Annotated in this window: 22 protein-coding genes and 1 pseudogene; 8 read left to right on the top strand and 15 right to left on the bottom strand. The window is 69.8% G+C overall.

Annotated features, from left to right (window positions below):
- Positions 1-107: 107 nt before the first annotated feature.
- From ACWDR4_RS28180 to ACWDR4_RS28170, 3 genes are read left to right on the top strand one after another with little or no spacing between them, the layout of a single operon-like run.
- The gene (locus tag ACWDR4_RS28180; protein WP_450412885.1) at positions 108-641 is read left to right on the top strand and encodes a hypothetical protein; all 534 of its coding nucleotides are present in this window, start codon (positions 108-110) and stop codon (positions 639-641) included.
- Positions 638-1,129 carry a ferritin-like domain-containing protein gene (locus tag ACWDR4_RS28175; RefSeq protein WP_450412883.1) on the top strand — a complete coding sequence of 164 codons (492 nt, stop codon included), beginning with the start codon at positions 638-640 and terminating at the stop codon, positions 1,127-1,129. Before ACWDR4_RS28180 ends, ACWDR4_RS28175 begins: the two co-directional genes overlap by 4 nt.
- Before the next feature lie 55 nt (positions 1,130-1,184).
- Positions 1,185-2,102, top strand: coding sequence for an aminoglycoside phosphotransferase family protein (locus ACWDR4_RS28170; protein ID WP_450412881.1), 918 nt, complete (start codon positions 1,185-1,187; stop codon positions 2,100-2,102).
- Positions 2,103-2,174: 72 nt separating this feature from the next.
- Here the strand turns inward: ACWDR4_RS28170 and ACWDR4_RS28165 are convergent, their stop codons facing one another.
- Genes ACWDR4_RS28165 through ACWDR4_RS28150 form a run of 4 tightly spaced genes read right to left on the bottom strand, consistent with a single transcriptional unit; the run spans position 2,175 to position 5,287 of the window.
- Positions 2,175-2,384: a ferredoxin gene (locus ACWDR4_RS28165; RefSeq protein WP_450412880.1), complete on the bottom strand. Its 210-nt coding sequence runs from the start codon at positions 2,382-2,384 to the stop codon at positions 2,175-2,177.
- 1 nt (position 2,385) lies between these two features.
- The gene (locus ACWDR4_RS28160; protein WP_450412878.1) at positions 2,386-3,606 is read right to left on the bottom strand and encodes an NADH-ubiquinone oxidoreductase-F iron-sulfur binding region domain-containing protein; all 1,221 of its coding nucleotides are present in this window, start codon (positions 3,604-3,606) and stop codon (positions 2,386-2,388) included.
- Entirely contained in the window at positions 3,603-4,196 is a 594-nt protein-coding gene (locus ACWDR4_RS28155) for a ferric reductase-like transmembrane domain-containing protein (protein ID WP_450412876.1), read from the bottom strand. Before ACWDR4_RS28155 ends, ACWDR4_RS28160 begins: the two co-directional genes overlap by 4 nt.
- A complete protein-coding gene (locus ACWDR4_RS28150; protein WP_450412874.1) occupies positions 4,193-5,287 on the bottom strand; it encodes an FAD:protein FMN transferase in 1,095 nt (364 codons plus the stop codon). Before ACWDR4_RS28150 ends, ACWDR4_RS28155 begins: the two co-directional genes overlap by 4 nt.
- Positions 5,288-5,302: 15 nt before the next feature.
- On the opposite strand from ACWDR4_RS28150, the gene ACWDR4_RS28145 reads away from it, so the two are divergent.
- Entirely contained in the window at positions 5,303-5,755 is a 453-nt protein-coding gene (locus tag ACWDR4_RS28145; RefSeq protein ID WP_450412872.1) for a hypothetical protein, read from the top strand.
- A gap of 48 nt (positions 5,756-5,803) precedes the next feature.
- Here the strand turns inward: ACWDR4_RS28145 and ACWDR4_RS28140 are convergent, their stop codons facing one another.
- The 6 genes from ACWDR4_RS28140 to dxr all read right to left on the bottom strand — a co-directional run bounded on the left by ACWDR4_RS28140 (position 5,804) and on the right by dxr (position 13,460).
- Positions 5,804-7,510: a proline--tRNA ligase gene (locus ACWDR4_RS28140; protein WP_450412870.1), complete on the bottom strand. Its 1,707-nt coding sequence runs from the start codon at positions 7,508-7,510 to the stop codon at positions 5,804-5,806.
- A gap of 84 nt (positions 7,511-7,594) precedes the next feature.
- The gene (locus tag ACWDR4_RS28135; protein WP_450412868.1) at positions 7,595-8,170 is read right to left on the bottom strand and encodes a GNAT family N-acetyltransferase; all 576 of its coding nucleotides are present in this window, start codon (positions 8,168-8,170) and stop codon (positions 7,595-7,597) included.
- A gap of 108 nt (positions 8,171-8,278) precedes the next feature.
- A complete protein-coding gene (locus ACWDR4_RS28130) occupies positions 8,279-9,133 on the bottom strand; it encodes a GNAT family N-acetyltransferase (protein ID WP_450412866.1) in 855 nt (284 codons plus the stop codon).
- 353 nt (positions 9,134-9,486) lie between these two features.
- On the bottom strand, positions 9,487-10,644 hold the full coding sequence (gene ispG, locus ACWDR4_RS28125; RefSeq protein ID WP_105974985.1) for a flavodoxin-dependent (E)-4-hydroxy-3-methylbut-2-enyl-diphosphate synthase: 1,158 nt from the start codon (positions 10,642-10,644) through the stop codon (positions 9,487-9,489).
- 192 nt (positions 10,645-10,836) lie between these two features.
- On the bottom strand, positions 10,837-12,129 hold the full coding sequence (locus tag ACWDR4_RS28120; protein WP_450412937.1) for a M50 family metallopeptidase: 1,293 nt from the start codon (positions 12,127-12,129) through the stop codon (positions 10,837-10,839).
- 8 nt (positions 12,130-12,137) lie between these two features.
- Positions 12,138-13,460, bottom strand: coding sequence for a 1-deoxy-D-xylulose-5-phosphate reductoisomerase (gene dxr, locus ACWDR4_RS28115; protein WP_450412863.1), 1,323 nt, complete (start codon positions 13,458-13,460; stop codon positions 12,138-12,140).
- 154 nt (positions 13,461-13,614) lie between these two features.
- On the opposite strand from dxr, the gene ACWDR4_RS28110 reads away from it, so the two are divergent.
- A complete protein-coding gene (locus tag ACWDR4_RS28110; RefSeq protein ID WP_450412861.1) occupies positions 13,615-14,067 on the top strand; it encodes a lamin tail domain-containing protein in 453 nt (150 codons plus the stop codon).
- Positions 14,068-14,263: 196 nt separating this feature from the next.
- Here the strand turns inward: ACWDR4_RS28110 and secA are convergent.
- The 4 genes and pseudogenes from secA to ACWDR4_RS28090 all read right to left on the bottom strand — a co-directional run.
- Positions 14,264-16,747, bottom strand: a pseudogene (secA, locus tag ACWDR4_RS28105) (preprotein translocase subunit SecA); the annotation flags it as partial.
- 83 nt (positions 16,748-16,830) lie between these two features.
- Complete coding sequence (locus ACWDR4_RS28100; RefSeq protein ID WP_450412859.1) at positions 16,831-17,316, bottom strand: hypothetical protein; 486 nt, start codon at positions 17,314-17,316, stop codon at positions 16,831-16,833.
- Positions 17,317-17,438: 122 nt separating this feature from the next.
- On the bottom strand, positions 17,439-19,394 hold the full coding sequence (locus tag ACWDR4_RS28095; RefSeq protein WP_450412857.1) for an acyl-CoA dehydrogenase family protein: 1,956 nt from the start codon (positions 19,392-19,394) through the stop codon (positions 17,439-17,441).
- A 145-nt stretch (positions 19,395-19,539) separates the two neighbouring features.
- The gene (locus ACWDR4_RS28090) at positions 19,540-20,349 is read right to left on the bottom strand and encodes a GH12 family glycosyl hydrolase domain-containing protein (protein WP_450412855.1); all 810 of its coding nucleotides are present in this window, start codon (positions 20,347-20,349) and stop codon (positions 19,540-19,542) included.
- 277 nt (positions 20,350-20,626) lie between these two features.
- On the opposite strand from ACWDR4_RS28090, the gene ACWDR4_RS28085 reads away from it, so the two are divergent.
- From ACWDR4_RS28085 to ACWDR4_RS28075, 3 genes are all read left to right on the top strand, one after another.
- Positions 20,627-21,640, top strand: a complete 1,014-nt coding sequence (locus ACWDR4_RS28085) for a LacI family DNA-binding transcriptional regulator (RefSeq protein WP_450412853.1) — start codon at positions 20,627-20,629, stop codon at positions 21,638-21,640.
- 163 nt (positions 21,641-21,803) lie between these two features.
- Positions 21,804-23,855 carry a glycoside hydrolase family 31 protein gene (locus ACWDR4_RS28080; RefSeq protein WP_450412851.1) on the top strand — a complete coding sequence of 684 codons (2,052 nt, stop codon included), beginning with the start codon at positions 21,804-21,806 and terminating at the stop codon, positions 23,853-23,855.
- A gap of 217 nt (positions 23,856-24,072) precedes the next feature.
- Positions 24,073-25,260, top strand: a complete 1,188-nt coding sequence (locus ACWDR4_RS28075) for a sulfotransferase family protein (protein ID WP_450412849.1) — start codon at positions 24,073-24,075, stop codon at positions 25,258-25,260.
- 33 nt (positions 25,261-25,293) lie between these two features.
- On the opposite strand, the gene ACWDR4_RS28070 is transcribed toward ACWDR4_RS28075, so the two are convergent.
- Positions 25,294-26,031, bottom strand: a complete 738-nt coding sequence (locus ACWDR4_RS28070) for a glycoside hydrolase family 12 protein (protein WP_450412847.1) — start codon at positions 26,029-26,031, stop codon at positions 25,294-25,296.
- Positions 26,032-26,090 lie beyond the last annotated feature (59 nt).

The following is a 26,090-nucleotide window of genomic DNA, read 5'->3' as shown; positions in this document are numbered from 1 at the left end:
GTGGCGGGTGCCGGGCCGGGGCGCGGGTACGGTGATCACGGGCGTGCTGCCCTTGCGTAATATTCCGCGGTCTCTCCGTTCGTACGAGCCCTCCGAGGACGTCTGCCGTGCCGTTCCCCCCGCCCTCGCGCACCCCGCTGGGAGTCCCCGCGGGTCCGCGCAGAAGGACCCTGCTCGCCTCGGCCGCGGGCGCCGCCCTCCTGACGGGCTGCACCTCCGAGTCCGACTCGACGGCCACGAGTTCCGGCAGCCCGTCGGTCGCCGAGCGCACGCGCGCGCGTGCGGCGAGCGACAGCACCGGGCTCGTACAGCAGTACGACACGGCGATCACCGCGTTCCCGGTGCTGGCGGAGCGGCTGTCGGAGCTACGGGCCGAGGTCGTACGGCACGCGCAGGCCTTCGGGGGCACCGAGCCGACGCCGGCATCGACACCGACCTCCGCCTCGCCTTCAGCTTCGGCTTCGACGGCGCCGCCGACCGAGCAGGACGCCCTCGCCGGGCTCGCCGCCGCCGAGCGGATCCTCGTGGACCGGCGTACGAAGGCGCTCCTCGAAGTACCGGGCGAGCTGGCGCGGCTGCTGGCCTCGGTGGCGGCGGCCGGGGCCGCGCATGTGTATCTGCTGACGGAGGGCGCGAAGTGAGCGGAGCGAAGTCGAAGAAGGACGAGAAGGACACCGCCGAGCTGACCGCGCTCCAGGCCGCCCTCAGCGCCGAACACGCGGCGGTGTACGGGTACGGGGTCGTCGGCGGGCTGATCGGCGAGGCCCGCCGGAGCGAGGCGCGGGCCGCGTACGACGCCCATCGGGCCCGGCGCGACGAGCTGGCGCGCGCGGTGCGGGCCCTCGGGGGCACACCGGTGGCGGCTTCCGCCGGGTACGCGCTGCCGTTCGCGGTGACCGACTCGGACGCCGCCGTCCGGCTCGCGGCCGAGCTGGAGGAGCGGGTCGCCGGGGTGTACTCCGACCTGGTCCGGGCAGCCGGGGGCGAGCGGCGCCGGACGGGCGCCGACGGACTGCGGGAGGCCGCGGTGCGGGCGGTGCGGTGGCGGGGCGGGAGCGTACCCTTCCCTGGGCTCGCCGAGCGGGCGAGCACCGTGTCGGCGTCGGCGTCGGCGACACCCACGGGGTAGCCCGTACGGCATCCCGCGTACCGCGTCCCGAGTACCGGAAGGAAACGACTCACGCATGGCATTCGCACCGCCGCCCCGTCTGGTGAGGGCGCTCGGCGAGACGGCACCGGACGGTGACGACTGGCTGGCGCGGGTGCCTGCGGCGGCTCAACAGGCCGTGGATCTACGCGTGTTGACCGTGGAGCGGGTACAGGTTCCGGGTGGTCGGAGCAGTCTGGTGGTGCTGGTGCGGCGGGCGGACGGTACGCCCGCCGTCCTGAAGCTCGCGCCGCGCCGGGCCCGGCCGGAGAGTGAGCGGGTCGCGCTGGCGCACTGGGGTGGGGTGGGTGCGGTGCAGTTGCTGGAACCGGTCGCCGACTCCGCCGACTCCGCCGAGGAGGGTGTGCTGTTGCTGGAGCGGTTGCATCCGGATGTTTCGGTGCGGTCGTTGCCCGAGGCGAAGGCGCTGCTGGAGGCGGCGGGGACGTTGCGGCGGCTGTGGGTCGAGCCGCCTGCGGGTTCGGAGGGGGTGTTCGAGACGGTGGCCTCTCGGACCGGGCGGCAGGCCGAGGTGATGTCGGCGAGCGCCGGTGCGGAGGTGGCGCCGCTGGTCTCGGCCGCACTTGCGGCTCGTGAGGAGTTGTTGGTTGCGCCGCCCGAGGTTCGGTTGCTGCATGGGACGTTTCGGCAGAGCAAGGTGTTGGCCGGTGAGCGGGTGCCGTGGTTGGCGGTGGGGCCTGATCCGGTGGTCGGGGAGTGTGCGTTCGATCTTGCTCGGCTGGTTCGGGATCGGGTGGAGGATCTGATCGCTTCGTCTTCGGGGGCTGCGATTACTCGGCGGCGGGTGAAGAGGCTTGCTGAGTCGTTGGATGTGGATCAGGAGCGGTTGCGGGGGTGGACGTTGTTTCGGGCTGTGGAGTCCGGGGTTCGGGCGCTTCGGGTGGGGCGGCCTCGGGATGCTGAGTTGTTGCTGGAGTTTGCTGGGTGGCTTTGAGGGTTGAGGGTTCGTTGTCGGCTGCGGGAGCGTCGTGGCTTGTCGCGCAGTTCCCCGCGCCCCTGAGGTGGGTCACCTCGCCGTCAGTTTTAGGGCTAGGACGGGGCAGTCTGTCGCTGCTCTGCGGGCTCGTTTCAATGTGCGGGTGGGGATCGGGGCTCCGTCTATGAGTGGGTAGCCCCACTCGTCCAATGTGATGTGTTCCGGGAGTAGTTCGGCGCACAGGCCGTGGGCCTGGCAAGCCGTCCAGTCGATGTCGATCGTTGTCGTCTCGTGGGTCATGTCAGGTCCGGTCGTTGGGGACTGGCAGCAGGGGGGTTTGGGTCGTTGCCGTGCAGAAGCCCCTTGCGTGGGCGTCCAGTTCGGGGGCGAAGGTGGTCAGGGCCGAGCGGGCCAGGCGGACCGTGCCGTCGGGGTGGTGGCAGGCGCCGCGGCCCTCGACCAGGCCGGACCAGCGGGCGATGTCCGTGCGGGTCGTGCCCTGGGGGCCCGGGGTTGCCAGAGCCTGGAAGGCTGCGGCGATTCGGGGCAGGCCGTTGAGGCAGGGGCCGCACTGGCCGGCCGACTCCAGGGCCAAGTACCGCAGGACGCGGGCGGTTTCGGCGAGGCCGCAGTGGTCGGCGGGGAGCATCGCGAGTACGCCTGCGCCCAAGTAGGACGTGGTCAGGGGGAGTTGGGCTGCCTCCGACGCCGGGATCCAGGTGCCGTGGTAACCGCCGACCAGGACCGCTCCCGTGGGGCCCAGTGGCAGCAGTCTGCCGATCGGCATCCCGAACGGGGCCTCGACGACCCGGACTTCGCGTCCGGGCACATGCACTGTGCAGAGTGCGCTGCCGGGTTCCGAGGGTGTGCCCGCGGCGCGGAACCAGTCGGCGCCGTAGCGGGCGATCAGGGCGAGGTGGGCCAGGGTCTCGACGTTCTGGACGAGGGTCGGGGCCCGGTTCACCCCGCGCTCCCGCACCGGCGGGCGCTGGTGCTGCGGAAGGGCGGCGCCGCCGGAGACGTACGAGGTGAGGGCGGAGGACTGGCCCGACAGGAACCGTTTGGGAACGCGGACGACTTTCACCGTCAGCGGGTCGCGGCGGCGCTCGGCGAGGGCCGCCTCCAGGTAGCTCGCGCCCGCCTCCACCGCGAGGTACGCCTCCCCCGCGCCGACCGCCTCGGCCGCCAACTGGAGTCCGTCCAGGACGAGATGGGGCGAGAGTTGGAGGAGCGTCTTGTCCTTGTGGCTCGCGGGTTCGCCCTCGGCGCCGTTGGCCACGACCACCGGGGCACGGCCTGTGCGGCGGCCGGCGTCGGCCACGGAGACGAGTTTGCGGTACGTGGCGAAGGCGGCTCCGCCGCGACCGGTGAGGCCCGACTGGCCGACAGTTTCCAGGAGTTGGGCCGGGTTGCCGTACGAGACGGGCCCGTACCGCTGCTCGTGCGTCGCGAAGTCGGCCGGGGCGCCGCCGGGGGCCAGCAGACGGGGCGGCATGAAGATGTCGGTGTAGGTGGCGGTCATGAGCGGGCCCCTTCGAGCGGGCGTTCCGGTGTGCGGAGCAGGGCAGTTGGGGTCCGGTGGGAGGCGCGTACGGCGTGGGCCGTGCGGATGCCGAAGGCGGCTAGTACGGCGGCGACGCAGGACACGGTCAGCCAGGTCATCCAGTCGGCACCCGTGTCCGTACCGATGCCGATGCCGTGGACGAGGGCGATCGGCCAGGACGCGTACGCGAGCCAGTGCACGGCACGCCAGGTGCGGTGGCCGAGGCGGGCGCGGAGGAGGCTGGTGATCAGCACCGCGAGCATCAGGTCGAGGGCGACCGTGCCCAGGCCCAGCCAGAGGGGCTGGTAGTCGGAGACGAAGGGGACGACGGCGTCGAGGAGTGTGATGTCGACGTAGCCGTCGATCACTGCGGCGGCTATGTGGAGCGTGAGGAAGGCGGTGGCGGAGAGGGAGAGGGTGCGGTGGAGGGTGACGGTGCCGAATCGAGGCAGGCCCGGGAGCCTGCCTCTCAGTCTCACCGCGATGCCGAGGAGGACGACGACGGTGAAGAGGACCAGACATACGGCGCCTGTCGCGCGGTTGGCGTACCAGAGGGTCTCGGAGCTCATTCCGCTGCCTCCGGGTCCGTCGTGGTGCGGGTGGTGCTGGGGGCTGTGCCCCCAGGCCCCCCTTCGGCCTGGACGGCCTCGTCCTCAAACGCCGGACAGGCTGAAGATGCCTGGGTGGCGCTGAGAAGTGCCGAAGACCCGCCTCCGACAGGCGAACTGGGCCAGCCCGGTGTCGTCACGACCGTGCCGTCCGCCGCCACCAGCCGGGCAGGGAGGCCAAGCCCGGTCAGCCAGCGTTCCGCGCCCCTCCCCTTCACCAAGGCCGCTGTGCTCGCCGCGTTGGCGTCGGCGCAGTTCGCCGCTGCCACGGAGACCGTGCGCCAGGGGGTGTGGACGGGGAGGCCCGTGTCCGGGTTGATGATGTGGTGGAGGGTGTGTTCGCCCCGGCGCCAGTGGCGGGCGGCCGTGCCGGAGGTGGCAAGGCCGCCGCTGTGGAGGCCGATCGTGGCGTACGGGCCCTGGGCGGGCGCCTCGTCCACCGGGCCGGTGATGTCCTGGACGCGGATGCGCCAGCCGCCGGCCGGGGGCTCGCCCGCGACCGCTGTGTCGCCGCCGAGGCTCACCAGGACTCCGCAGCCGGCGGCCTCGGCCAGCGTGCGCGCGGCCCGGTCGGCGGCCCAGGCCTTCGCGGTGGCGCCCAGGTCGAGGCGGATACCGGACGGGACGGTGACCGTGCCGGTCGCCCGGTCCAGGTGGATCCGGCGCCAGCCGGGGACGCGCCGCACGGTGAGCCGTACCGGGCGGTCGTCCTCCTGGACGAGGGTGAAGTCGCGGTCGTAGCCCAGGGCTTCCAGCGCCGAGCCGACCGTCGGGTCCACGGCTCCGTCCGTCGCCTCGGCCGCGCGCAGGGCCACCGCCAGGGCCTCGGCGAGCAGCGGGCTGACCCGGGTCGGGCAGCCGTCGGTGTCGTCCAGGGCGGCGAGTTCGGAGTCGGCGCGGAAGCGGCTGCACGTGGCGTCGACCTCGGCCAGCTGGCGGGCCAGGAGCAGGTTGCAGGAGTCCAGCAGGGCCGGGTCGGTGGTGACGAGCCGGACGCTGGTACCGAGGGCACGCCAGTCGGCGGCGGCCGTGGGGCGGACGGCGGTCGTCATCACGACGCCCCCGAGGTGGAGTCGGCGGAGCCGCTGGAGTCGGTGGAGGTGACGTCGTCGGAAGAGGATTGGAGGTCGCTGGACGACGAGGAGTCCGAGGTGTCCGAGGAGGAGCTGTCCGTCGTGGACGAGTCCGTCGACGAGGACGACGTGTCTGTACTGGTGTCGGTGCTGGTGCTCGTGTCCGTGCTGGTGCTCGAACTGGAGGACGTCGAACTGGACGTCGAGTCCGACGTACTGCCCGCGGCCGTCGTCGCGTCCGACTCCATCGTGCCGACGAGGGCGAACACCCCGGCCGCCGCGGCCAGTGAGACCGCCGCCGCCACGGCCGCCGTACGCCGTACCCCTCTGCGCACCGCCGCGGCGGCTCTCCGCTCCCGCTCCCTGCCCGTCATGGCCGTTCCCCTCCGTAGGCGTGACTCTGTGTCACGTCCTACGTTCGGGGAACGGCCTGAGAGAAGTCTGTGAGGCGCCCATACGCCTCCCGAGAACTCTCTGAGAGCGGGATTTAAATAATCAGGCGGTGGCGGTCAGGCGGGCGATCGCCTGGTCCACCGTCAGTTCCTCGCGCTCGCCCGTCCGGCGGTCCTTCAGTTCCAGGACGCCCTCGGCCGAACGGCGGCCCGCCACCAGGATCTTCGGTACGCCGATCAGCTCGGCGTCCGTGAACTTGACGCCCGGGGAGACGCCGGCGCGGTCGTCGACCAGGACCCGGGCGCCGGCCGCGGCCAGCTTGTCGGAGACGTCGAGTGCCAGTTCGGTCTGGAGGGCCTTGCCCGCGGCGACGACGTGGACGTCGGCCGGCGCGATCTCCTTCGGCCAGCACAGGCCCTGCTCGTCGGCGTGCTGCTCGGCGAGGGCCGCGACCGCGCGGGAGACGCCGATGCCGTACGAGCCCATGGTCACGCGGACCGGCTTGCCCTGCCGGCCGAGGACGTCGAGGCTGAGGGCGTCGGCGTACTTGCGGCCGAGCTGGAAGATGTGGCCGATCTCGATGGCGCGGTCCAGCTTGAGGCCGGTGCCGCAGGCGGGGCACGGGTCGCCTTCCTGGACGACCACGGAGTCGATGTACTCGTCGACCTCGAAGTCACGGCCGGCGACGACGTTCCTGGCGTGCAGGCCCTCCTTGTTGGCGCCGGTGATCCAGGCGGTGCCGGGGGCGATGCGCGGGTCTGCGAAGTAGCGGACCTTCTCCAGGCCCTGCGGGCCGACGTACCCGCGTACGAGGTCGTCGCGGCCCGTGAAGTCCTCGGCGGTGACGAGTTCGACGGCGGCGGGCGCGAAGTGCGCCTCGACCTTGCCCAGGTCGACCTCACGGTCACCGGGGACGCCGATCGCGACGATCTCGCCGTCCACCTTGACGAGGAGGTTCTTGAGGGTGGCGGAGGCGGGGACCTCCAGGTACGCGGCGAGCGTCTCGATGGTCGGGGTCTCGGGGGTGGGGATCTCTTCGAGGGCGGGGACGGCCGAACCGTCCACCGGCTGGAGCGCGTACGTGATCGCCTCGGTGTTGGCGGCGTAGTCGCAGTTGGGGCAGTCGGCGAAGGTGTCCTCGCCGGCGGCGGCCGGGGCGAGGAACTCCTCGGACTTGGAGCCGCCCATGGCGCCCGCGGTGGCGGCGCAGATGCGGTAGTCGAGGCCGAGTCGCGCGAAGATCTTCTGGTACGCCTCGCGGTGCAGGGCGTACGACTGGGCCAGGCCCTCGTCCTCCGTGTCGAAGGAGTACGAGTCCTTCATCAGGAACTCACGGCCGCGCAGGATGCCGGCACGCGGGCGGGCCTCGTCGCGGTACTTGTTCTGGATCTGGTAGAGGATCACCGGCAGGTCCTTGTAGGACGAGCACTGGTCCTTGACCAGGAGGGTGAAGATCTCCTCGTGGGTCGGGCCGAGGAGGTAGTCGCCGCCCTTGCGGTCGTTGAGGCGGAACAGCTCGGGGCCGTACTCCTCCCAGCGACCGGTCGCCTCGTACGGCTCCCTCGGCAGCAGCGCGGGGAGCGTGACCTCCTGGGCGCCGATGGCGTCCATCTCCTCGCGGACGACCCGCTCCACATTGGCCAGGACCTTCTTGCCGAGCGGCAGCCAGGACCAGAGTCCGGCGGCGGTACGGCGCACATAACCGGCCCTGACCAGCAGCTTGTGGCTGAGCACCTCGGCGTCGGCGGGGTCGTCACGCAGTGTCTTGACCATCAAACGGGACATGCGCTGGACCTGGGCCTGGGCCATGATTCTCGACTCCTGCTGCGTAAGGGTGATGGCAGGAGGTTAGCCGGGGGGTGCGGGGCTGTGGAAATCGACCGGACGGTCCCGCTACCGCCTGCGCAGGGGAAGCGGGGCGCCCATCACCGCGTACGGCTTCGGGGCGCTGGGGAAGAGGACCTGGCGGGCCAGGTCCTCGTAGCCGAGGGAGTGGTAGAGGCCGCGGGCCGGGCTGTCGGTGTCGATCGCGGAGAGGATCGAGCGGGGCTCGGCGGCGCTGTCGGTGATGGCGGTGATCAGGGCGCGGCCCACACCGACGTTCTGGAAGCTCGGGTGGACGTGCAGCTCGGTGATCACGAAGGAGTCGTCGAGCCAGCCGTCGTGGCCCTGTCTGCGCAGATACGGCTCGACGACGGTGGACCACCAGTGCGTACGGTCGTTCGGCATGCCGTAGACGAACCCCGCGAGCCGTCCGTCGGGGGTGGTCGCGCCGAGTGCGCGGGCGCCGGGGTAGGTCAGGTGCCGCAACACGATCTGCCTGCGTACGGCGACCTCGTCGGCGCCGAGTCCGAACGCCACGGCCTGGACGGCGAGCGCCTCGTCGACCCGGGCGGTGAGGTCGAGAGGGCCGACGACCACGTCGTGGGGGCGGGAGTGATGGCGGCCATGACCGGGGAAGCGCGGCATGTCGGGAGACTACAGGGGGTGTGGAGGGTGCTTCGCTGGTGCGCGGCGGATGTGGCTGAGGCCCGTGCGCCCAGGTGACTCGGGTTGTTTCGGACTACCCGGGTCGTTTCAGAACAGGACGCTCATGAACGCGCCGACTTCCTGGAAGCCCACCCTCAGATACGTCCTGCGGGCGGGGGTGTTGAAGTCGTTCACGTACAGGCTGACGACCGGGGCCACGTCCGCGAGGGCGTAGCGCAGTACGGCGGCCATGCCGGGGGCGGCGAGGCCCTGGCCCCGGTATTCGGGGGCCACCCAGACGCCCTGGATCTGGCAGGCCTGTGAGGTCGCGGCGCCGATCTCGGCCTTGAAGGCGACCCTGCCGTGTTCGTCGAGGCGGGCGAAGGAGCGGCCGGAGCCGACCAGTTCGGCGACCCTGGCCTGGTAGAGGAGGCCGCCGTCACCGGCGAGCGGCGAGATGCCGACCTCCTCGGTGAACATCGCCACGCACGCCGGCATGATCGTCTCTAGCTCGTCCTTGCGGATGCGGCGGACGTAGGGATCCGGGGCGATGAGGGAGGGGTCGGGCAGCCGGTCGGTGACCATGAGGGGCTGGTGGCGGCGGACTTCCCGGGCGGGGCCCCAGCTCGGTTCGAGGAGCCGCCACAGCTGGGTGGTGGCCTCGGCGGGGCCGACGATGGAGGAGCAGCGGCGGCCCGCTCGCCTGGCGCGGTCGGCGAAGGCGCGTACGGCGCGGGGGGTGGCGCAGATCGGGACGAGGTTGGCGCCCGCGTAGCAGAGGCTGGTGAGCATGCCGTCCTCGTACCAGCCCCACATCTCGCCGCCGAGGCGCCAGGGGTCGAGGCCCGCGATCTGGACGCGGGAGGTCACGAAGGCGTTCGCGACCGGCTCGCGGCCGAGGACAGCGAGTGCGGCGTCCAGGTCGCCCGGTTCGAGCACCCGGGAGGTGGTCTGCGTCAACACGTGCGGGCCTCACCATGCGGTCTGCTGATCTCCGCACTGTACCTGCGGAAGCTGAGCGGCGCCGCCCTGTATCCGGTGCCGTTGCCTTGTCGGAACCGTCGGTTTTGGTGGCCGTCCCTGGGGGCTGCCGCCCCCAGACCCCCGCTCCGGCCCTGAACGGGGCCTTGTCCTCAAACGCCGGACGGGCTGGGTGGCTCAACCTGTCCGCCGTTCGAGAGGCACCGCCCGTCCACCCCAGGCCGGGTTTCCCACCCAGCCCGTCCGGCGTTTGAGGACGAGGCCGTTCAGGCCGAAAGGGGGGTCTGGGGGCGCAGCCCCCAGGGATGGGACGGGTAGGGGCGGCGGGGGCGAAATCAGCCCGCCACGGACACCGACGGCTCGCCCGAGGCGATTCCGTCCGCCTCCATCTGCTCGGCGATCTTCATCGCCTCCTCGATCAGCGTCTCCACGATCTTCGACTCGGGCACCGTCTTGATGACCTCGCCCTTCACGAAGATCTGCCCCTTGCCGTTGCCGGAGGCGACGCCGAGGTCCGCCTCCCGCGCTTCGCCGGGACCGTTCACCACGCACCCCATGACCGCGACGCGCAGCGGGACCTCCATGCCCTCCAGGCCCGCCGTGACCTCCTCGGCCAGCTTGTAGACGTCGACCTGCGCGCGCCCGCACGACGGGCACGACACGATCTCCAGGCCGCGCTGGCGGAGGTTCAGGGACTCCAGGATCTGGTTGCCGACCTTGATCTCCTCGACCGGCGGCGCGGACAGCGAGACGCGGATCGTGTCGCCGATGCCCTCGCTCAGCAGCGCGCCGAAGGCCACCGCCGACTTGATCGTGCCCTGGAACGCCGGGCCCGCCTCCGTCACACCCAGGTGCAGCGGGTAGTCGCAGGCAGCCGCGAGCTGGCGGTAGGCGTTGACCATGACCACCGGGTCGTTGTGCTTCACCGAGATCTTGATGTCCCGGAAGTCGTGCTCCTCGAAGAGGGATGCCTCCCAGAGGGCCGACTCGACGAGCGCCTCCGGCGTCGCCTTGCCGTACTTCTGCAACAGCCGCCTGTCGAGCGAGCCCGCGTTCACGCCGATGCGGATCGGCGTGCCGTGGTCCTTCGCGGCGCGCGCGATCTCCTTGACCTGGTCGTCGAACTGCTTGATGTTGCCGGGGTTCACCCGCACCGCCGCACAGCCCGCCTCGATCGCGGCGAACACGTACTTCGGCTGGAAGTGGATGTCGGCGATCACCGGGATCTGCGACTTGCGCGCGATCGTCGCCAGGGCGTCCGCGTCGTCCTGCGTCGGGCACGCCACCCGCACGATCTGGCAGCCGGACGCCGTCAGCTCGGCGATCTGCTGAAGCGTGGCGCCGATGTCCGACGTACGCGTCGTCGTCATCGACTGCACCGACACCGGCGCGTCTCCGCCCACGGCCACCGAACCGACCTGGATCTGCCGGCTCTTCCGGCGTTCGGCGAGCTTGGTCGGAACGGACGGCATGCCGAGAGAAATCGCAGTCATCTGCTGTGCAACCCCAAGTTGTGGTTCAAGGTCCGGTCCCGGGAACAGCGGGCTCCGAGCTTCGAGATTACGGCACCCGCCCAAGCCCGAGCACATCCCGCACGTAAACCCACTCATTGGGGAACGACCGGGCACCGTGGGGTCCTCCCACTGTGCCCGGCCGTCACGAACTCCGGGGCGAACCCTGTGTGGCTACGAGATGCGCACCGGGTTGACCACATCCGCCACCAGGACGAGGAGCGTGAAGCAGATGAAGATGCCCGCCACCACATAGGCCACCGGCATCAGCTTCGCCACGTCGAACGGACCCGGGTCCGGGCGCTTCAGCACCTTCGCCGTGTTCCGGCGCAGCGCCTCCCACAGCGCGCCCGCGACATGGCCGCCGTCGAGCGGCAGCAGCGGGAGCATGTTGAAGAGGAAGAGGGACAGGTTGAAGCCCGCCACCAGCATCAATGCCATCGCCAGTTGCTGGGTCGGCGGGATGTCCAGGGTGAAGATCTCGCCGCCCACGCGGGCCGCGCCGACCACGCCCATCGGGGAGTCCGCCTCGCGTTCGCCGCCGTCGAAGGCGGCGTTCCACAGGGCGGGGATCTTGCCGGGCAGGCTCGCGATGGAGTCGACGGCCTCGCCCATGCGGTCGCCCATCCAGGTCACCGAGTCGCCGAAGTCCTGGCGGACGATGCCGGTGGCCGCGCTGAAGCCGAGGAAGCCGGCCGTGACGTACTGGCCCTCGACGATCTGGCCGCTGGAGTCCTTCTTCGCGACCTGGTTCGTGGCGATCTTCGCGTTCAGGGTGAGCTGCTCGCCCTTGCGTTCGACGACGATCGCGACGTCCTTGCCGGGGTTGGCGCGGATCTCGTCCGAGAGCTTGTTCCAGTTGTCGACCTGGACCCCGCCGAAGGAGAGGATCTTGTCGCCCGCCTGGAGGCCGGCCGCGGCGGCCGGGGAGGCCACGTCGGTCTTGCGGCAGTCGTCGCGGCCCTCGCTCTGGGCGATGACGCACTTGGAGACCGAGCTGACGCTGGTGGTCTGCTGGGAGACGCCGAAGCCCATCAGGACGGTCAGGAACAGCGCCACCGCGAGGATCAGGTTCATGAACGGGCCCGCGAACATCACGATGACCCGTTTCCACGGCTTGCGTGTGTAGAACAGGCGCTTCTCGTCGCCCGGCAGCAGCTCCTCGAAGGACTGGGCGCGCGCGTCCTCGATCATCACGCGCCAGGGGGAGGTCGAGCGGGCCTCGATACGGCCGTCCGGGCCCGGCGGGAACATGCCGATCATGCGGATGTAGCCGCCGAACGGGATCGCCTTGATGCCGTACTCGGTCTCACCCTTGTTGCGCGACCAGATCGTCGGGCCGAAGCCGACCATGTACTGCGGTACGCGGATGCCGAAGAGCTTCGCCGTGGAGAGATGCCCCAGCTCGTGCCAGGCGATCGACACCAACAGGCCGATCACGAAGACGACTATGCCGAGAATCATCATCAGTGTCGTCATGCACGGGCCTCCGCGGTCGCCATGGCTTGCTCTGCCTTCGTCTGCTGGGTCTTCGACTGCTGCTGTGTCTTGGTCGTCTTCGTCTGTCGTGTCACTTCACGGGCCCTCGCCCGTGCCCACGACTCCGCCTCAAGGACGTCCGCGACGGTCAGGGAAGTTCCCGTACGAGGGGTGCCGTGCTCCTCGACCACCTTCGTCACGGTCTCCATGATCCCGTTGAAGGGCAGTCCGCCGCTCCGGAACGCCTCCACGCACTCCTCGTTCGCCGCATTGAACACTGCCGGAGCCGTGCCCGCGAGCTGCCCGACGTGCCGGGCGAGGCCGACCGACGGGAACGCCTCGGTGTCGAGCGGGAAGAACTCCCACGTCGACGCCTTGCTCCAGTCGAACGCGGGTGCCGCGTCCGGTACGCGCTCCGGCCAGCCGAGGCCGATCGCGATGGGGCCGCGCATGTCGGGGGGCGTGGCTTGGGCCAGTGTCGATCCGTCCGTGAACTCAACCATCGAGTGGACATACGACTGCGGGTGCACGACCACCTCAATGCGTTCGAAGGGAATGTCGTAGAGGAGGTGTGCCTCGATCACCTCCAGGCCCTTGTTGACGAGGGTCGCGGAGTTGATCGTGATCACCGGGCCCATCGCCCAGGTGGGGTGCGCGAGGGCGTCCTCGACCGTCACGTCGGCCAGCTGTGCCTTCGTACGGCCGCGGAAGGGGCCGCCGGACGCCGTGACCACGAGCTTGCGCACATCGGACCGGGTGCCGGCCGCCAGGGCCTGGAACAGGGCCGCGTGCTCGGAGTCGACCGGGATGATCTGGCCCGGCTTCGCGAGCGCCTTGACCAGTGGGCCGCCGACGATGAGCGACTCCTTGTTGGCGAGCGCGAGGGTACGGCCCGCCGCCAGGGCGGCGAGGGTCGGGGCGAGGCCGATGGAGCCGGTGATGCCGTTCAGCACCGTGTGGCAGTCGGCGGCGGCGAGGTGGGTGGCCGCGTCCGGTCCGGCGAGTATCTCGGGAAGCGGCTCCCCGGCGCCGTACCGCGTGCTCAGCGCCTCGCGCAGGGCCGGTACGGCGTCCTCGCGGGCGACCGCGACCGTGCGTACGCGCAGCTGGTGCGCCTGCTCGGCGAGGAGCGCGACCCGGCCGCCCGCGGCGGAGAGCCCGGTGACCCGGAAGCGGTCCGGGTTGCGCAGCACGAGATCGATGGCCTGGGTGCCGATCGACCCGGTGGAACCGAGGATCGCCACATCCCGCGGGCCGTCTCCGGCGACGGGGTCGAAGACGAGGTGCGGGTCTGCGAGGGGGGCTGGACTGTCGGTCATCTCTCCATTGTGGCCGCAACCACCGACAGTGAGGACAGTGCGTCCCTCGGGTGAGCGTCCATAAGTGAAACCGACATACAGATCATGTGATATCTCTTCTGGCCTGACCGGTGGACGACCGGTCAGTCGTGGACGAAATCCTGGGGGGATCTCGATGCACATCCGACGTACAGCCCTGCCCGCGCTCGTGGGCGCGGTCGCCCTGACCGGCGCGGTTCTCAGCACTCCGGCCGAGGCGGCCGGGGGTGTGGTCATCCGGCACGTGTGGTTCGACAGTCCGGGCTCGGACAACGGCTCCAACGCCTCCCTCAACGGGGAGTGGGTGGAGATCAAGAACACCAGCTCGGCGGCGATCTCGCTCAAGGGCTGGATTCTGAAGGACGTCGCCAATCACAAGTACACGTTCGGCAACCTGAAGATCGGTGCCGGCAAGACGATGAAGATCCGTACGGGCAAGGGGACGGATACGGCGGCGACCAAGTTCCAGAAGCGGGGTTGGTATGTCTGGAACAACACCAGTGACACGGCGATTCTGACCAGAGCGAACGGGTCGAAGGTGGATGACTGCAAGTGGACGACCAGTGATCCCAGTGACAAGAAGTGCTGAGCGCTTCGCTGGATAGGTAGTTCTTTGGCTGCGGGCGCGTGGGGGCTTGTCGCGCAGTTCCCCGCGCCCCTCAGGGGCGCTTGCGCGCGTCCCGCTCCACCACTCCATCCGCCGTGTCCAGTGTGGGGGCGGTGAAGTGGAGGGAGTCGGTGCGGTGGGGGTCCGGTTGCAGGTCGGTCGGGGTCGTTTCGATCTCCAGGTTGAAGACGAAGCCGACCGACTCCTCCTTGATGGCGTCGGTCATCGCGCCGAACATGTCGTAGCCCTCGCGCTCGTACTCGACGATCGGTTCACGGCCGAGGGTCCAGCGCAGGCCGATGCCGTCGCGCAGGTAGTCCATCTCGTACAGGTGTTCGCGCCATTTGCGGTCCAGGACGGACAGCATTACTCGGCGTTCCAGCTCGCGGGTCGTGTCCGCGCCGAGTTCCCGCTCGCGGTCGTCGTAGCGGGCGTGAATGTCCGCGACGACCGCGTCGGCCAGGTGGTCGGCCGTCAGGTTGGCGAGGCCGTCCAGTTCGTCCTCCAGGGCCTCCACCGTCAGCTTCGCCGGGTAGAGCTGGCGGAGGGCGCCCCAGAGGCGGTCCAGGTCCCACTCCTCCGGGAAGCCCTCGCCCGTCTCCTGGCGGACGTAGGCGCGGACGGTGTCGTCCATGAAGTGGTGGAGCTGTTCGCGCAGGTCGCCGCCCTCCAGGACGCGGCGGCGCTCTGCGTAGATCAGGGTGCGCTGGCGGTTGAGGACCTCGTCGAACTTCAGTACGTCCTTGCGGGACTCGAAGTGCTGGCGTTCGATCTGGGCCTGGGCCGAGGCGACGGCACGCGTGACGACCTTGTTCTCGATGGGGACGTCCTCGGGGAGGTTGGCCGCCGACATCACCCGGTCGACCAGCTGGGCCTGGAAGAGGCGCATCAGGTCGTCCTGGAGGGAGAGGTAGAAGCGGGACTCGCCGGGGTCGCCCTGGCGGCCGGAGCGGCCCCGGAGCTGGTTGTCGATGCGGCGGGAGTCGTGGCGTTCGGTGCCGAGGACGTAGAGGCCGCCGAGGTCGGTGACCTCCTGGCGTTCGGCGGCCACCCGGTCGAGCACCGCCTGGCGGTCCTCGGGGCTCGCGTCCTCGGGCAGCTCGGCCGCCACCAGCGCCTCCGGGTTGCCGCCGAGCATGATGTCCGTACCGCGTCCTGCCATGTTGGTGGCGACCGTGACCGCGCCCCTGCGGCCCGCCTGGGCGACGATCGTCGCCTCCCGGTCGTGCTGCTTGGCGTTCAGCACTTCGTGCCGGATGCCCCGCTTGGCGAGCCGGCGCGAGAGGTACTCGGACTTCTCCACCGAGGTCGTGCCGACGAGGATCGGCTGGCCCTTCTCGTGCTTCTCGGCGATGTCGTCGACGACCGCCTCGAACTTCGCGACCTCGGTGCGGTAGATCAGGTCGGACCGGTCGGTGCGGACCATCGGGCGGTTGGTGGGGATGGGGACGACGCCGAGTTCGTAGATCTGGTGGAACTCGGCGGCCTCCGTCATCGCGGTGCCGGTCATGCCGGAGAGCTTGTCGTAGAGGCGGAAGAAGTTCTGGAGGGTGACGGTCGCGAGGGTCTGGTTCTCCTCCTTGACCCGGACCCCCTCCTTGGCCTCGATCGCCTGGTGCAGCCCCTCGTTGTAGCGGCGGCCGGCGAGCATACGGCCCGTGTGCTCGTCGACGATCATGACGTCGCCCTCGACGACCACGTACTCCTGGTCCCTGCGGAACAACTCCTTCGCCTTGAGGGCGTTGTTGAGGTGGCCGATGAGGGGGGTGTGGTCGGATTCGTAGAGGCTGTCGATGCCGAGCTGGTCCTGTACGTGTTCCACGCCCCGGTCGAGGATCGCGACCGTGCGTTTCTTGGGGTCGAACTCGTAGTCGTAGGCGGCCCGCAGCTCCTTCAGGCGCTCCTTGTCCTCCAGCCTGATGAACTGCTCCTCCTGGATGGCCGTGCCCCGCATGGACTTCACGATCCGGGCGAACGCCTCGTACCAGTGGGTGGCCTGGTCGGCGGGGCCGGAGATGATCAGCGGGGTGCGGGCCTCGTCGATGAGGATGGAGTCGGCCTCGTCGACGATCGCGAAGTGGTGGCCGCGCTGCACGAGTTCGTCCTTCGACCAGGCCATGTTGTCGCGCAGGTAGTCGAAGCCGAACTCGGTGTTGGTGCCGTACGTGATGTCGCAGGCGTACGCCGCCCGCCGCTCGGCCGGGGTCGACTCGGAGCGGACCACACCGACCGTCAGGCCCATGAACGCGTACGCCCGGCCCATCCACTCGGCGTCGCGCCGGGCCAGGTAGTCGTTGACGGTGACGAGGTGAACTCCCTTGCCGGACAGGGCGTTCAGGTAGGCGGGGAGCGTGGCGACCAGGGTTTTGCCCTCGCCGGTGTGCATCTCGGCGATGTTGCCCTCGTGCAGGGCCGCGCCGCCCATCACCTGGACGTCGAAGTGACGCATGCCGAGGGTGCGCCGGGCGGCCTCGCGCATGGCGGCGAAGGCCTCGTGGAGCAGCTCGTCGAGGCTGGCTCCGGCGGCGTGGCGCTCCCTCAACTCCGGGGTCACGGCGGCCAGTTCCTCGTCGGTCATGGACTCGAAGTCTCCTTCGAGGGATGCCACCTGTTCGGCGGTGCGCTGCAGCCTGCGCAGCACCCGCCCCTCGCCGGCCCGCATGATGCGGCCGGTGATGTTGTCGAGTCCGAGAGCCGGCACTGGAATTACCCCCACTACACCGAGCTGTTCATCCGGTACTCCGCTTACACGGCGTCCGTCAGCATGCTGATCCAGTGGTTGGCCCGCTGGAGAATGTGGACGCCCTGCTGATTCGCTCTGATCACTTCGCGCAGTACGGGGTCCTTCACGTACTCCGTCGCGCTGCGGAAGAGTTGTTGGATCACGGGCCGTTCGCCCGGCCGTCCGGCGTCGAGCAGACCGTCGACGTCCCGGACGTCGATCCGCCGGACGAACGGCGGGTCGAAGGTGGGCAGCGGAGCCCTCGGTTCGCCGTCGACCACGGCGAGCGCGCAGTCGTTCAGGAGCACCGCCAGCTCGTCCCGGTGCACGTCGAGAGTGGCCGGTTGGGTCGCGCGCAACTTCTCGGCGAGGGGCAGCACTTCGTTGCGTACGGTCCTCAACGCGCCCACCAGATCGGCCTCTACGAGCTGCCGACGGGCATGCGTCAGCAGCCCCGGAAATCCACGACCGAATTCCTCACCGATCTTTTTCCCCGCACCTCGGCGCATATGATGCCGTCCCCGTTCGCCATTCTTTCCATTGTTGACGCGCCTCTTCGGTGTGGCAAGCAACAGAATGACGCCGGGGACGACAGTGAATTCCCGGGAAAAGAAACGCCGTTGGGCAGGTGTCAGCGGATGGGGCGGTGGACGTTCTCCTGTTTCGTCGGGCCCGGTGTGGCGTCCGCGATCCAGGGGCCCTCCCCCGAGAGGTCGACGACGCCCTCCTCCAGCCAGGTGTACGTGCCGGCGAGGACGCCCTTGACCACCGCGCGGTCGACGTCGTCCGTGTTGGTCCACAGGCGGCCGAAGAGTTCCTCGACGCGGACACGGGCCTGACGGCAGAAGGCGTCGGCGAGTTGGTAGGCCTCGCGGCCGTTCTCGCCCTGGGCGCGCAGGAGTTCGGCCCGTACGCAGGCCGCGCTCATCGCGAACAGTTCGGCGCCGATGTCGACGATCCGGCCGAGGAAGCCCTGCTTGGTCTCCATCCGGCCCTGCCAGCGGGACATGGCGTAGAAGGTGGAGCGGGCCAGCTTGCGGGCACTGCGCTCGACATACCGGAGATGCGGGGAGAGGTCGACCTCGTGCTTGAACTCGGCGTACGAGCCGGGTAGTTGACCCGCGCCCGTGACTAGCTTCGGCAGCCACTTGGCGTAGAAGACACCGGCGTTCGCGCCCGCCTTCGCCTTGTCCGACAGGGACTTGTCCGGGTCGATGAGGTCGCCCGCGACCGACAGATGGGCGTCGACCGCCTCGCGGGCGATCAGCAGATGCATGATCTCCGTCGAGCCCTCGAAGATGCGGTTGATCCGGAGGTCGCGCAGCACCTGTTCGGCGGGGACCGCGCGTTCCCCGCGGGCGGCGAGCGACTCGGCGGTCTCGAAGCCGCGTCCGCCGCGGATCTGGACGAGTTCGTCGGCCATCAGCCAGGCCATCTCGGAGCCGTACAGCTTGGCGAGGGCGGCCTCGATGCGGATGTCGTTGCGGTTCTCGTCGGCCATCTGGGAGGAGAGGTCCAGGACGGCTTCCAGGGCGAAGGTGGTGGCCGCGATGAAGCTGATCTTCGCGCCGACCGCCTCGTGCAGCGCGACCGGCTTGCCCCACTGCTCCCGTACGCCCGACCACTCCCGGGCGATCTTCAGGCACCACTTCCCGGCGCCGACGCACATCGCGGGCAGCGACAGCCGGCCGGTGTTCAGGGTCGTCAGAGCGATCTTGAGGCCCGAGCCCTCGGGGCCGATCCGGTTGGCGGCCGGGACCCGCACCTGGTGGAAGCGGGTGACGCCGTTCTCCAGGCCGCGCAGGCCCATGAAGGCGTTGCGGTGTTCGACGGTGACGCCCTCGGAGACGGTCTCGACGACGAACGCGGTGATGCCGCCCTTGTGGCCCTCGGACTTCGGGACGCGGGCCATGACGACGAGGAGGTCGGCGACGACCCCATTGGTCGTCCACAGCTTGACCCCGTCCAGGACGTAGTCGTCGCCGTCCGGCACCGCGCTGGTGGCGAGCCGCGCCGGGTCCGAGCCGACGTCCGGCTCGGTGAGGAGGAACGCGGAGATGTCGGTGCGGGCGCAGCGCGGCAGGAACTCGTCCTTCTGTTCCTGGGTGCCGAAGAGTTTCAGCGGCTGCGGTACGCCGATCGACTGATGGGCGGAGAGCAGCGCGCCGAGCGCCGGGCTCGCGGAGCCGACCAGGGCGAGGGCCTTGTTGTAGTACACCTGGGTGAGGCCGAGGCCGCCGTACTTGGTGTCGATCTTCATCCCGAGGGCGCCCAGCTCCTTGAGCCCGTTGACGACCTCGTCGGGAATCAGCGCCTCGCGTTCGATGCGGGCGGCGTCGATCTTCGTCTCGCAGAAGTCGCGCAGCTCGGCGAGGAACTCCTCGCCGCGCCGCGCGTCCTCGGTGGGCGGGAGCGGGTGCGGGTGGATGAGGTCGAGCCGGAAGCGGCCGAGGAACAGTTCCTTGGCGAAGCTGGGCTTTCGCCAGCCCTGCTCCCGGGCGGCCTCCGCCACCTGACGGGCTTCCCGCTCGGTGACGGTGGGTTTGGCTGAGGGCTTGACTGAGGGCTTGACTGGGCTTGCGGACATGAGGCACACCTCGCCGCGAATCGGGATCTTGGGGACCGTACGTTACTGATCGGTGCTACTCGATCGTTGGTACCCGATTACGGGCGACCCCACCAGTCCTCGCGCGGCCGGTGGGGCCGTACAGCCCCCGCACACCCCTCGCCCGTCAGCCGATGTCGACCGAGTAGGCCTTGCTGTCCAGGCGGCCCGTGCCCTTGAAGACCTCGGTGCCCGCCTCGATGCCGGAGACGTACTTGTCATTGGTGAGCAGCTTGCGGCGGACCAGGGCCTGGGTGAAGTCGTCGAGATTGAGGGTGGCCTTGGTGGTGTTGGCGCGGCGGACGAAGGAGTGGACCTTCCAGCCGATGTCACCCTCGTAGATGTCCCACATCGCGCCGCCGAGGCTGACGCTCGCGGTCTTGGTGCCGAGCGGACCCGCGCCGCCCTGGCGGTTGAGCCAGATCATGATCTCGTCGGTGGGCTGGTCCTGCCAGTCCGCGGTGTTCTTGGTGTGCAGCCACAGGTCGTAGGCGACGTTCATGACGCCGGGGTTCGAGCTGACCGTGAAGTCCCAGGTGGTCCTGACCGGCTTGCGGTCGCCGACGCGGATCGGCAGCTGGGTGGCGGCCTTGTCGGTCTTCCAGCCCCAGTGCCAGCCGAGGACCGTACTGGCGTACGTCTTGACGTCGTAGTCCTTGCCGGTGGCACTGTTGGCCCAGCTGTAGTTCGTGCCCCAGGAGATGGTCGAGCCGGACCGGGAGTTGTCCCAGACGCACTGGGAGCCGACGGCCTTCTCCTGGTTCCACAGGTTGTTGTTGACGTAGTACTTGCCGAGCGTGACGGTGTCGAAGGCCGCGCACTTCTTGCTCGACTCGCCCGCCTGCGCGACGGTGACGCCGGCGGCGGCAGCGAGGGCGACCAGGGCGGAGGCGAAGGTCTTCGCCTTCTTCGAGAGGCGCGGTCTGCGGTGTTGCATGGGGGTCCTTCCGGGCGACGATTCGCGGAGCACTCCTCAGTGGCCGCCGTGGGGTGGGAAAGTTGCCATGCTGGCCGACAAAGCTTCGAGAAAGCTCCGAGAGACATCCGGGAGAGACCCGACAGAGTTCCGAGAAACCTCGTCGAAGCGCTTCGACAACATATGGACACCCACCCCCGGTGGGGTTACTGTCGTTCCACCCTCACTCGCCGGTATCCGTCGCCGTTATCCGTTACGCGCACTGTCGAAGCGCTTCACACAATGCTTGGAGAGCTGGATGGTCACCCTCGCCGAGGTCGCCCAGCACGCCGGAGTCTCGGCGAGCACGGTGAGCTATGTCCTCAGCGGCAAGCGGTCCATCTCCGCGGGCACCCGGCAGCGGGTCGAGCAGAGCATCCAACAGCTCGGCTACCACCCGAACGCGGGCGCCCGGGCGCTGGCGAGCAGCCGCTCCAACATCATCGCCCTGATGGTCCCGTTGCGTACGGACATGTACGTGCCGGTGATGATGGAGATCGCCATCGCGGTCGCCACCAGCGCCCGCACGCACGGGTACGACGTCCTGCTGCTCACCGGCGAGGAGGGTCCCGACGCCGTGCGCCGGGTCACCGGCAGCGGGCTCGCCGACGCGATGATCCTGATGGACGTCGAACTCGACGACGAGCGGCTGCCGTTGCTGCGCGGCACGGACCAACCGTCCGTACTCATCGGACTTCCGGCCGCCACCGAGGGCCTGACCTGCGTCGACCTCGACTTCGGGGCCACGGGTGCGCTGTGCGCCGAGCACCTGGCGCGGCTGGGGCACCGTGACATCGCTGTCATCGGCGAGGCGCCCGCGGTCTACGAACGGCACACCGGTTTCGCCGAGCGCACGCTCGACGGACTCCGGTCCCGGTCACGGGAGTTGGGGGTACGGGTGCTGCACCGTCCGTGCGAGGGCGGGTTCGACGCGATGACCGTGACCCTGGCCCGGATCTTCGACGAACGGCCGGGCACCACGGGGTTCGTCGTGCAGAACGAGTCGGCGGTCGAACCGCTGCTCGCGCTGCTGCGCCAGCAGGGGCGGGCGGTGCCGGAGGACGTGTCGGTCATCGCCGTCTGCCCGGACCATGTCGCCACCCAGGCCTCGGTGCGGCTGACGTCCGTCGCCATTCCCGCGCAGGAGATGGGGCGGCGCGCGGTGGAACTGCTGATGGCGAAGCTCGACGGGCGAGGGGGCGACGAAGTCGCGCTGATCGCACCCGAGTTGACGGTCCGGGCCAGTACGGGGCCGGCGCCTGTCGTTTCCTGAGCCGCAGCCGCGGCTGTGACACCCAGACACAGCTGTGACGTCCGTCGCAGCTACCAGCACTGAATTGCACCTGGATACCCAATACCCCCGCCGTCTCGGGGCCGTTGGGGACCCCTGCCTGTCCTGGCACCCCTCCCCCACTCCTTCCTTCAGGAGCCGCCACGTGAACCAGCCCGCCGAAACCCGGCCCCCGTCAGGCGCGGTCAGCCTCGCGCAGTCCTCCCCCACCGTCGGCACGTTCCGTGAGCGGGACGGCGCGCTGGAGTGGAGCGGCCGTCAGGAGACCGTACGGATAGAGCCCTGGGGTCCGGACGCGGTCCGGGTCCGGACGCGGCTCGGCGGGCCGGTCCTGGAGGGGCTGCCGGGTGCCCTGCTCGACGAGCCGCCCTCGACGGCGTACACCGTCAAGATCGAGGACGGGCAAGGGCAGTTGACGGTCGGCGCGCTGACCGTCGAGGTGAGCGCCGAGGGTCTGATCCGCTTCCTGCGGACCGACGACTCGGCCGAGCTGCTCGCCGAGGAGCGGGCGCATTTCTGGTGGCCGGGCTCGCGCCTCTACACGGCCGTCGGCAACGGCTACCAGCGGCTTGAGCAGCGGTTCGCCGCCTACGAGGACGAGAAGCTGTACGGCCTCGGCCAGCACCAGCACGGTCTGTTCGACCAGAAGGGTGTCGTGCTGGACCTGGTGCAGCGCAACGCCGAGGTGTCCGTGCCGGTGCTCACCTCCAGCCGCGGCTACACCCTGCTGTGGAACAGCCCGGCGATCGGGCGGGTGGAGCTGGCGGGCAACGGGACGCGCTGGGTGGCGGATTCGGCCCGGCAGATCGACTACTGGATCACCGCCGGGCAGCCGGCCGACGCCCAGCGGCGCTACAGCGCGGTGACGGGCCGTACGCCGATGCTGCCGGAGTGGGCGGCGGGCTTCTGGCAGTGCAAGCTGCGCTACCGCACCCAGGACGAACTCCTCGATGTGGCACGGGAGTACAAGCGGCGCGGGCTGCCGCTGCGGGCCATCGTGTGCGACTTCTTCCACTGGACGCATCTGGGCGACTGGAAGTTCGACCCGACCGAGTGGCCCGACCCGGCCGCCATGGTCGAGGAGTTGGCGGAGATGGGCGTCAAACTCGTCGTCTCCGTGTGGCCTTCGGTGTCGCCGCTCTCCGAGAACCATGAACTCATGGAGCAGCGCGGCTACTTGATCGGCACACAGTACGGCCCGATGGCGCACGCCGACTGGCCGGACAAGGGCGTCGCCTCCACCGTCCAGGTCGCCTTCTACGACGCCACGAACCCGGAGGCACGCGAGTTCGTCTGGTCGAGGATCCGCGACAACTACCTTGCCCCGTACGGCATCACGGCCTTCTGGCTGGACGCCTGCGAGCCGGAGCTGAAGCCGGGCTTCCCGGAGAACCTGCGGTACTGGGCGGGCCCCGGCCTGGAGGTCGGCAACCTGTACCCGGTCGAGAACGCCCGCACGTTCTACGAGGGCCTGATCGCGTCCGGCGAGGACGAGGTGATCAGCCTCAACCGCTCGGCGTGGGCGGGCAGTCAGCGCTACGGCGCCGCCCTGTGGTCCGGTGACATCGGCGTCGACTTCCCGACGCTGCGCCGCCAGATCGCGGCCGGTCTCAACACCGCCCTGTCCGGCATCCCCTGGTGGAACACCGACATCGGCGGCTTCCACGGCGGCGACCCGGACGATCCCGCGTACCGCGAAGTCATGGTCCGGTGGTTCCAGTTCGGCGCGTTCTCGCCGCTGATGCGGCTGCATGGGTTCCGTGACCCGGGGATGCCGTTGGGTCCCGACATGACCGGCGGGCCCAACGAGGTGTGGTCGTACGGGGAGGAGGCGGGCGCGATTCTGGAGCGGTATGTGCGGTTGCGTGAGCGTCTGAAGCCGTATGTGCTGCGGGTGATGCGTGAGGCGCATGAGGAGGGGTTGCCGGTGATGCGGCCGCTGTTCCTGGAGTTCCCGGACGATCCGGCGGCCTGGTCGGTCGACGACTCGTATCTCTTCGGGCCTGATGTGTTGGTCGCGCCTGTGCTGACTGCGGGGGCGACGGCTCGTACGGCTTATTTGCCGGCGGGGGTGAGGTGGACGGATGCGTGGACTGGTGAGGTGTATGAGGGCGGGGTGGCGGTGACTGTGGATGCGCCGTTGGATCGGATTCCGGTGTTCTTGCGGGACGGGGCTCGGTTGCCTATCGCCGAGTAGTGGGTGGGGGCGCCTTCGGGGGGGGTGGGGTGCGGCTCGTGGGCGGGTGCGGCTTCGTCGTGGCTTGTCGCGCAGTTCCCCGCGCCCCTATCGGGGGGGTGCGGCTCGCGGGCAAGTACGGATGCTTCGTGGCTTGTCGCGCAGTTCCCCGCGCCCCTCTGGGGCGCACACTAGTTCGGCGTGTTTCCCTGTCCCCGGCGGAAAGGAACCCCGTCCCGTGTCTGCTGCTCCCCTCCCCCTCACGCTGGCCAATCTGGTGCTGCGGCCCGCTTTCGGTTCTCGGCGGGATCCGGATCGGGTCTTCGATCGGATCGCCGAGAAGGCGGAGTTGGTGGACGGGGACGAGTGGTTCGTCGACAGCTTCCGGGCGTTGTTGCGGGAGTGGGCGAGCGACGAGGAGTTGTCGCCGGTCGGCTGGCAGTCGGCGCAGGCGCATGTCCGGCGGCATCTGACCAACCGGGCCCGGATCGGGCGGCTGATCGCCGAGAACCCCGCCATCGCTCAGGAGACCGTCGAGAAGCCGGTGTTCGTGGTCGGTCTTCCGCGTACCGCCACCACGCTCACCCACGGCGTGCTGTCCCTCTCCGACGAACACCGATGCCCTCGGCTGTGGGAACTGCTCGCCCCCGGTCTCGAACCGTCGGCCCGGGAGCGGAAGAAGGCGGTATCGGCCGCGCGCCGGATGCTCGACGGTACCTATCTGCTCTCGCCGCGCTTCCGCGAGATCCACCCCATGACCGCCGAGGGCCCCGAGGAGGACACCTTCCTGCTGCCGCACGCCCTGGTGCCGCTGTCCCAGGCGCGGCTGCCCGAGTACCACGCCCAGCAGTTCACGCGGGACTTCGTCCCCGACTACCGCCATCTCAAGGAGTGCTTCCAGGTGCTCCAGTACGGCCGGCAGCGGCGCCGCTGGATCCTCAAGTCCCCCATGCACACCGGGAATCTGGACGCCCTGCTCAGCGTGTTCCCCGACGCCACCCTCGTGTGGACGCACCGCGACCCGGCGACCGCCGTGGCCTCGTTCTGCAGTCTGGTCGAGTGCGGGATGGCCCTCTCCCGGCGCAGGGTCGATCTGGACGCCCTCGGCGCCACCTGGCTCGACCTGCTGAGCCGTTCCGTGCGGCGTGGGCTCGCGGCCCGGGCCGGGTTCCCGCGCGAGGCGGTGGTGGACGTGCCGTACTCCTGGCTCGGCACCGACCCCGCCGCGGGCGCCCCGAAGCTCTACGGCGCCGTGGGAGCCGACTGGACGGAGGCGGACGCGGCCCGGCTTCCCACGGTCTCCACCCACCTCAGGGGCAGCCGCCCCCACCGCTACGACCTGGCCCGCTACGGCCTCAGCAAGGCCGACGTCGAGGCGGCCTTCACCGACTACAACGCCCTGCGGGCCGAGGTCGACCGCGCCTGAACGGCACGACCGGCCCCGGCCCCTGTCGGATCGTCAGCTGCTGCTGACGGTCAGGTTGTTGGTGGTGAAGTCCAGGCCGCCGGAGGACGAGGTGACCTCGAACCCGAACTGCACGTCACCGATGGTCTCGTTGCCGAACCAGCCCTTGGTGTCCTTGATCCACTTGAGGATCGGCAGGACGTTGACGGTGCCGGAGGTGGAGTCCGACGTACGCAGGAACGAGAAGACCTCGTTGGCGCCGTTGTTGCCCTTGTAGACGGTCCAAGTGTGGCCGCCCAGGGTGACGTTGCCCTGCGAGGTGCCCAACGGGCCGACGGCGCCGTTGTAGTTGACCCAGAGCATGATTTCGTAGTCGTAGTCGGTGTCCCAGATGTCGTACGACGTGTTGTACGCGCCGGACGACGGGACGGTGACGTTGTAGCTGCTGGAGAGCGAGCCGAGCGAGGTGATCGTCTTGTTGATCACCTTCTTGGAGTTGGGGTACGACTTGATGCCGCCGGTGTTCGGGTGGTTGGCCCAGACTCCCCAGTTGGTACCGGAGTTGGCCCAGATGCACTGGCTGCCGGCGCCGGAGCCCCAGATGTTGTTGTAGAGGGTGTAGCCGTTCAGCGAGGTGTTGCCCCACTGGTCGCAGGAGTTCCAGACGGCGGCCGAGGCGGGGGCGGAGGCGAGACCGATCGTGGCGCCGAGCGCGAGAGCGGGGGCCAGCAGGACCTTGGTGATCCGGCTCAGCGTGCGAGTGCGGGTACGGGTGCGGGTGCTTGTTGCCATGGGGTTCCGTTCCTTCCATGGGTGGGGGGGAGATGCGGGTGGTGGGGGGGGTTGTCTGC

The organism is Streptomyces sp. NPDC000878, assembly GCF_053599695.1.
The sequence above is the reverse complement of the archived record's forward strand: the minus strand, read 5'-3'. Positions and strand labels throughout refer to the sequence as shown.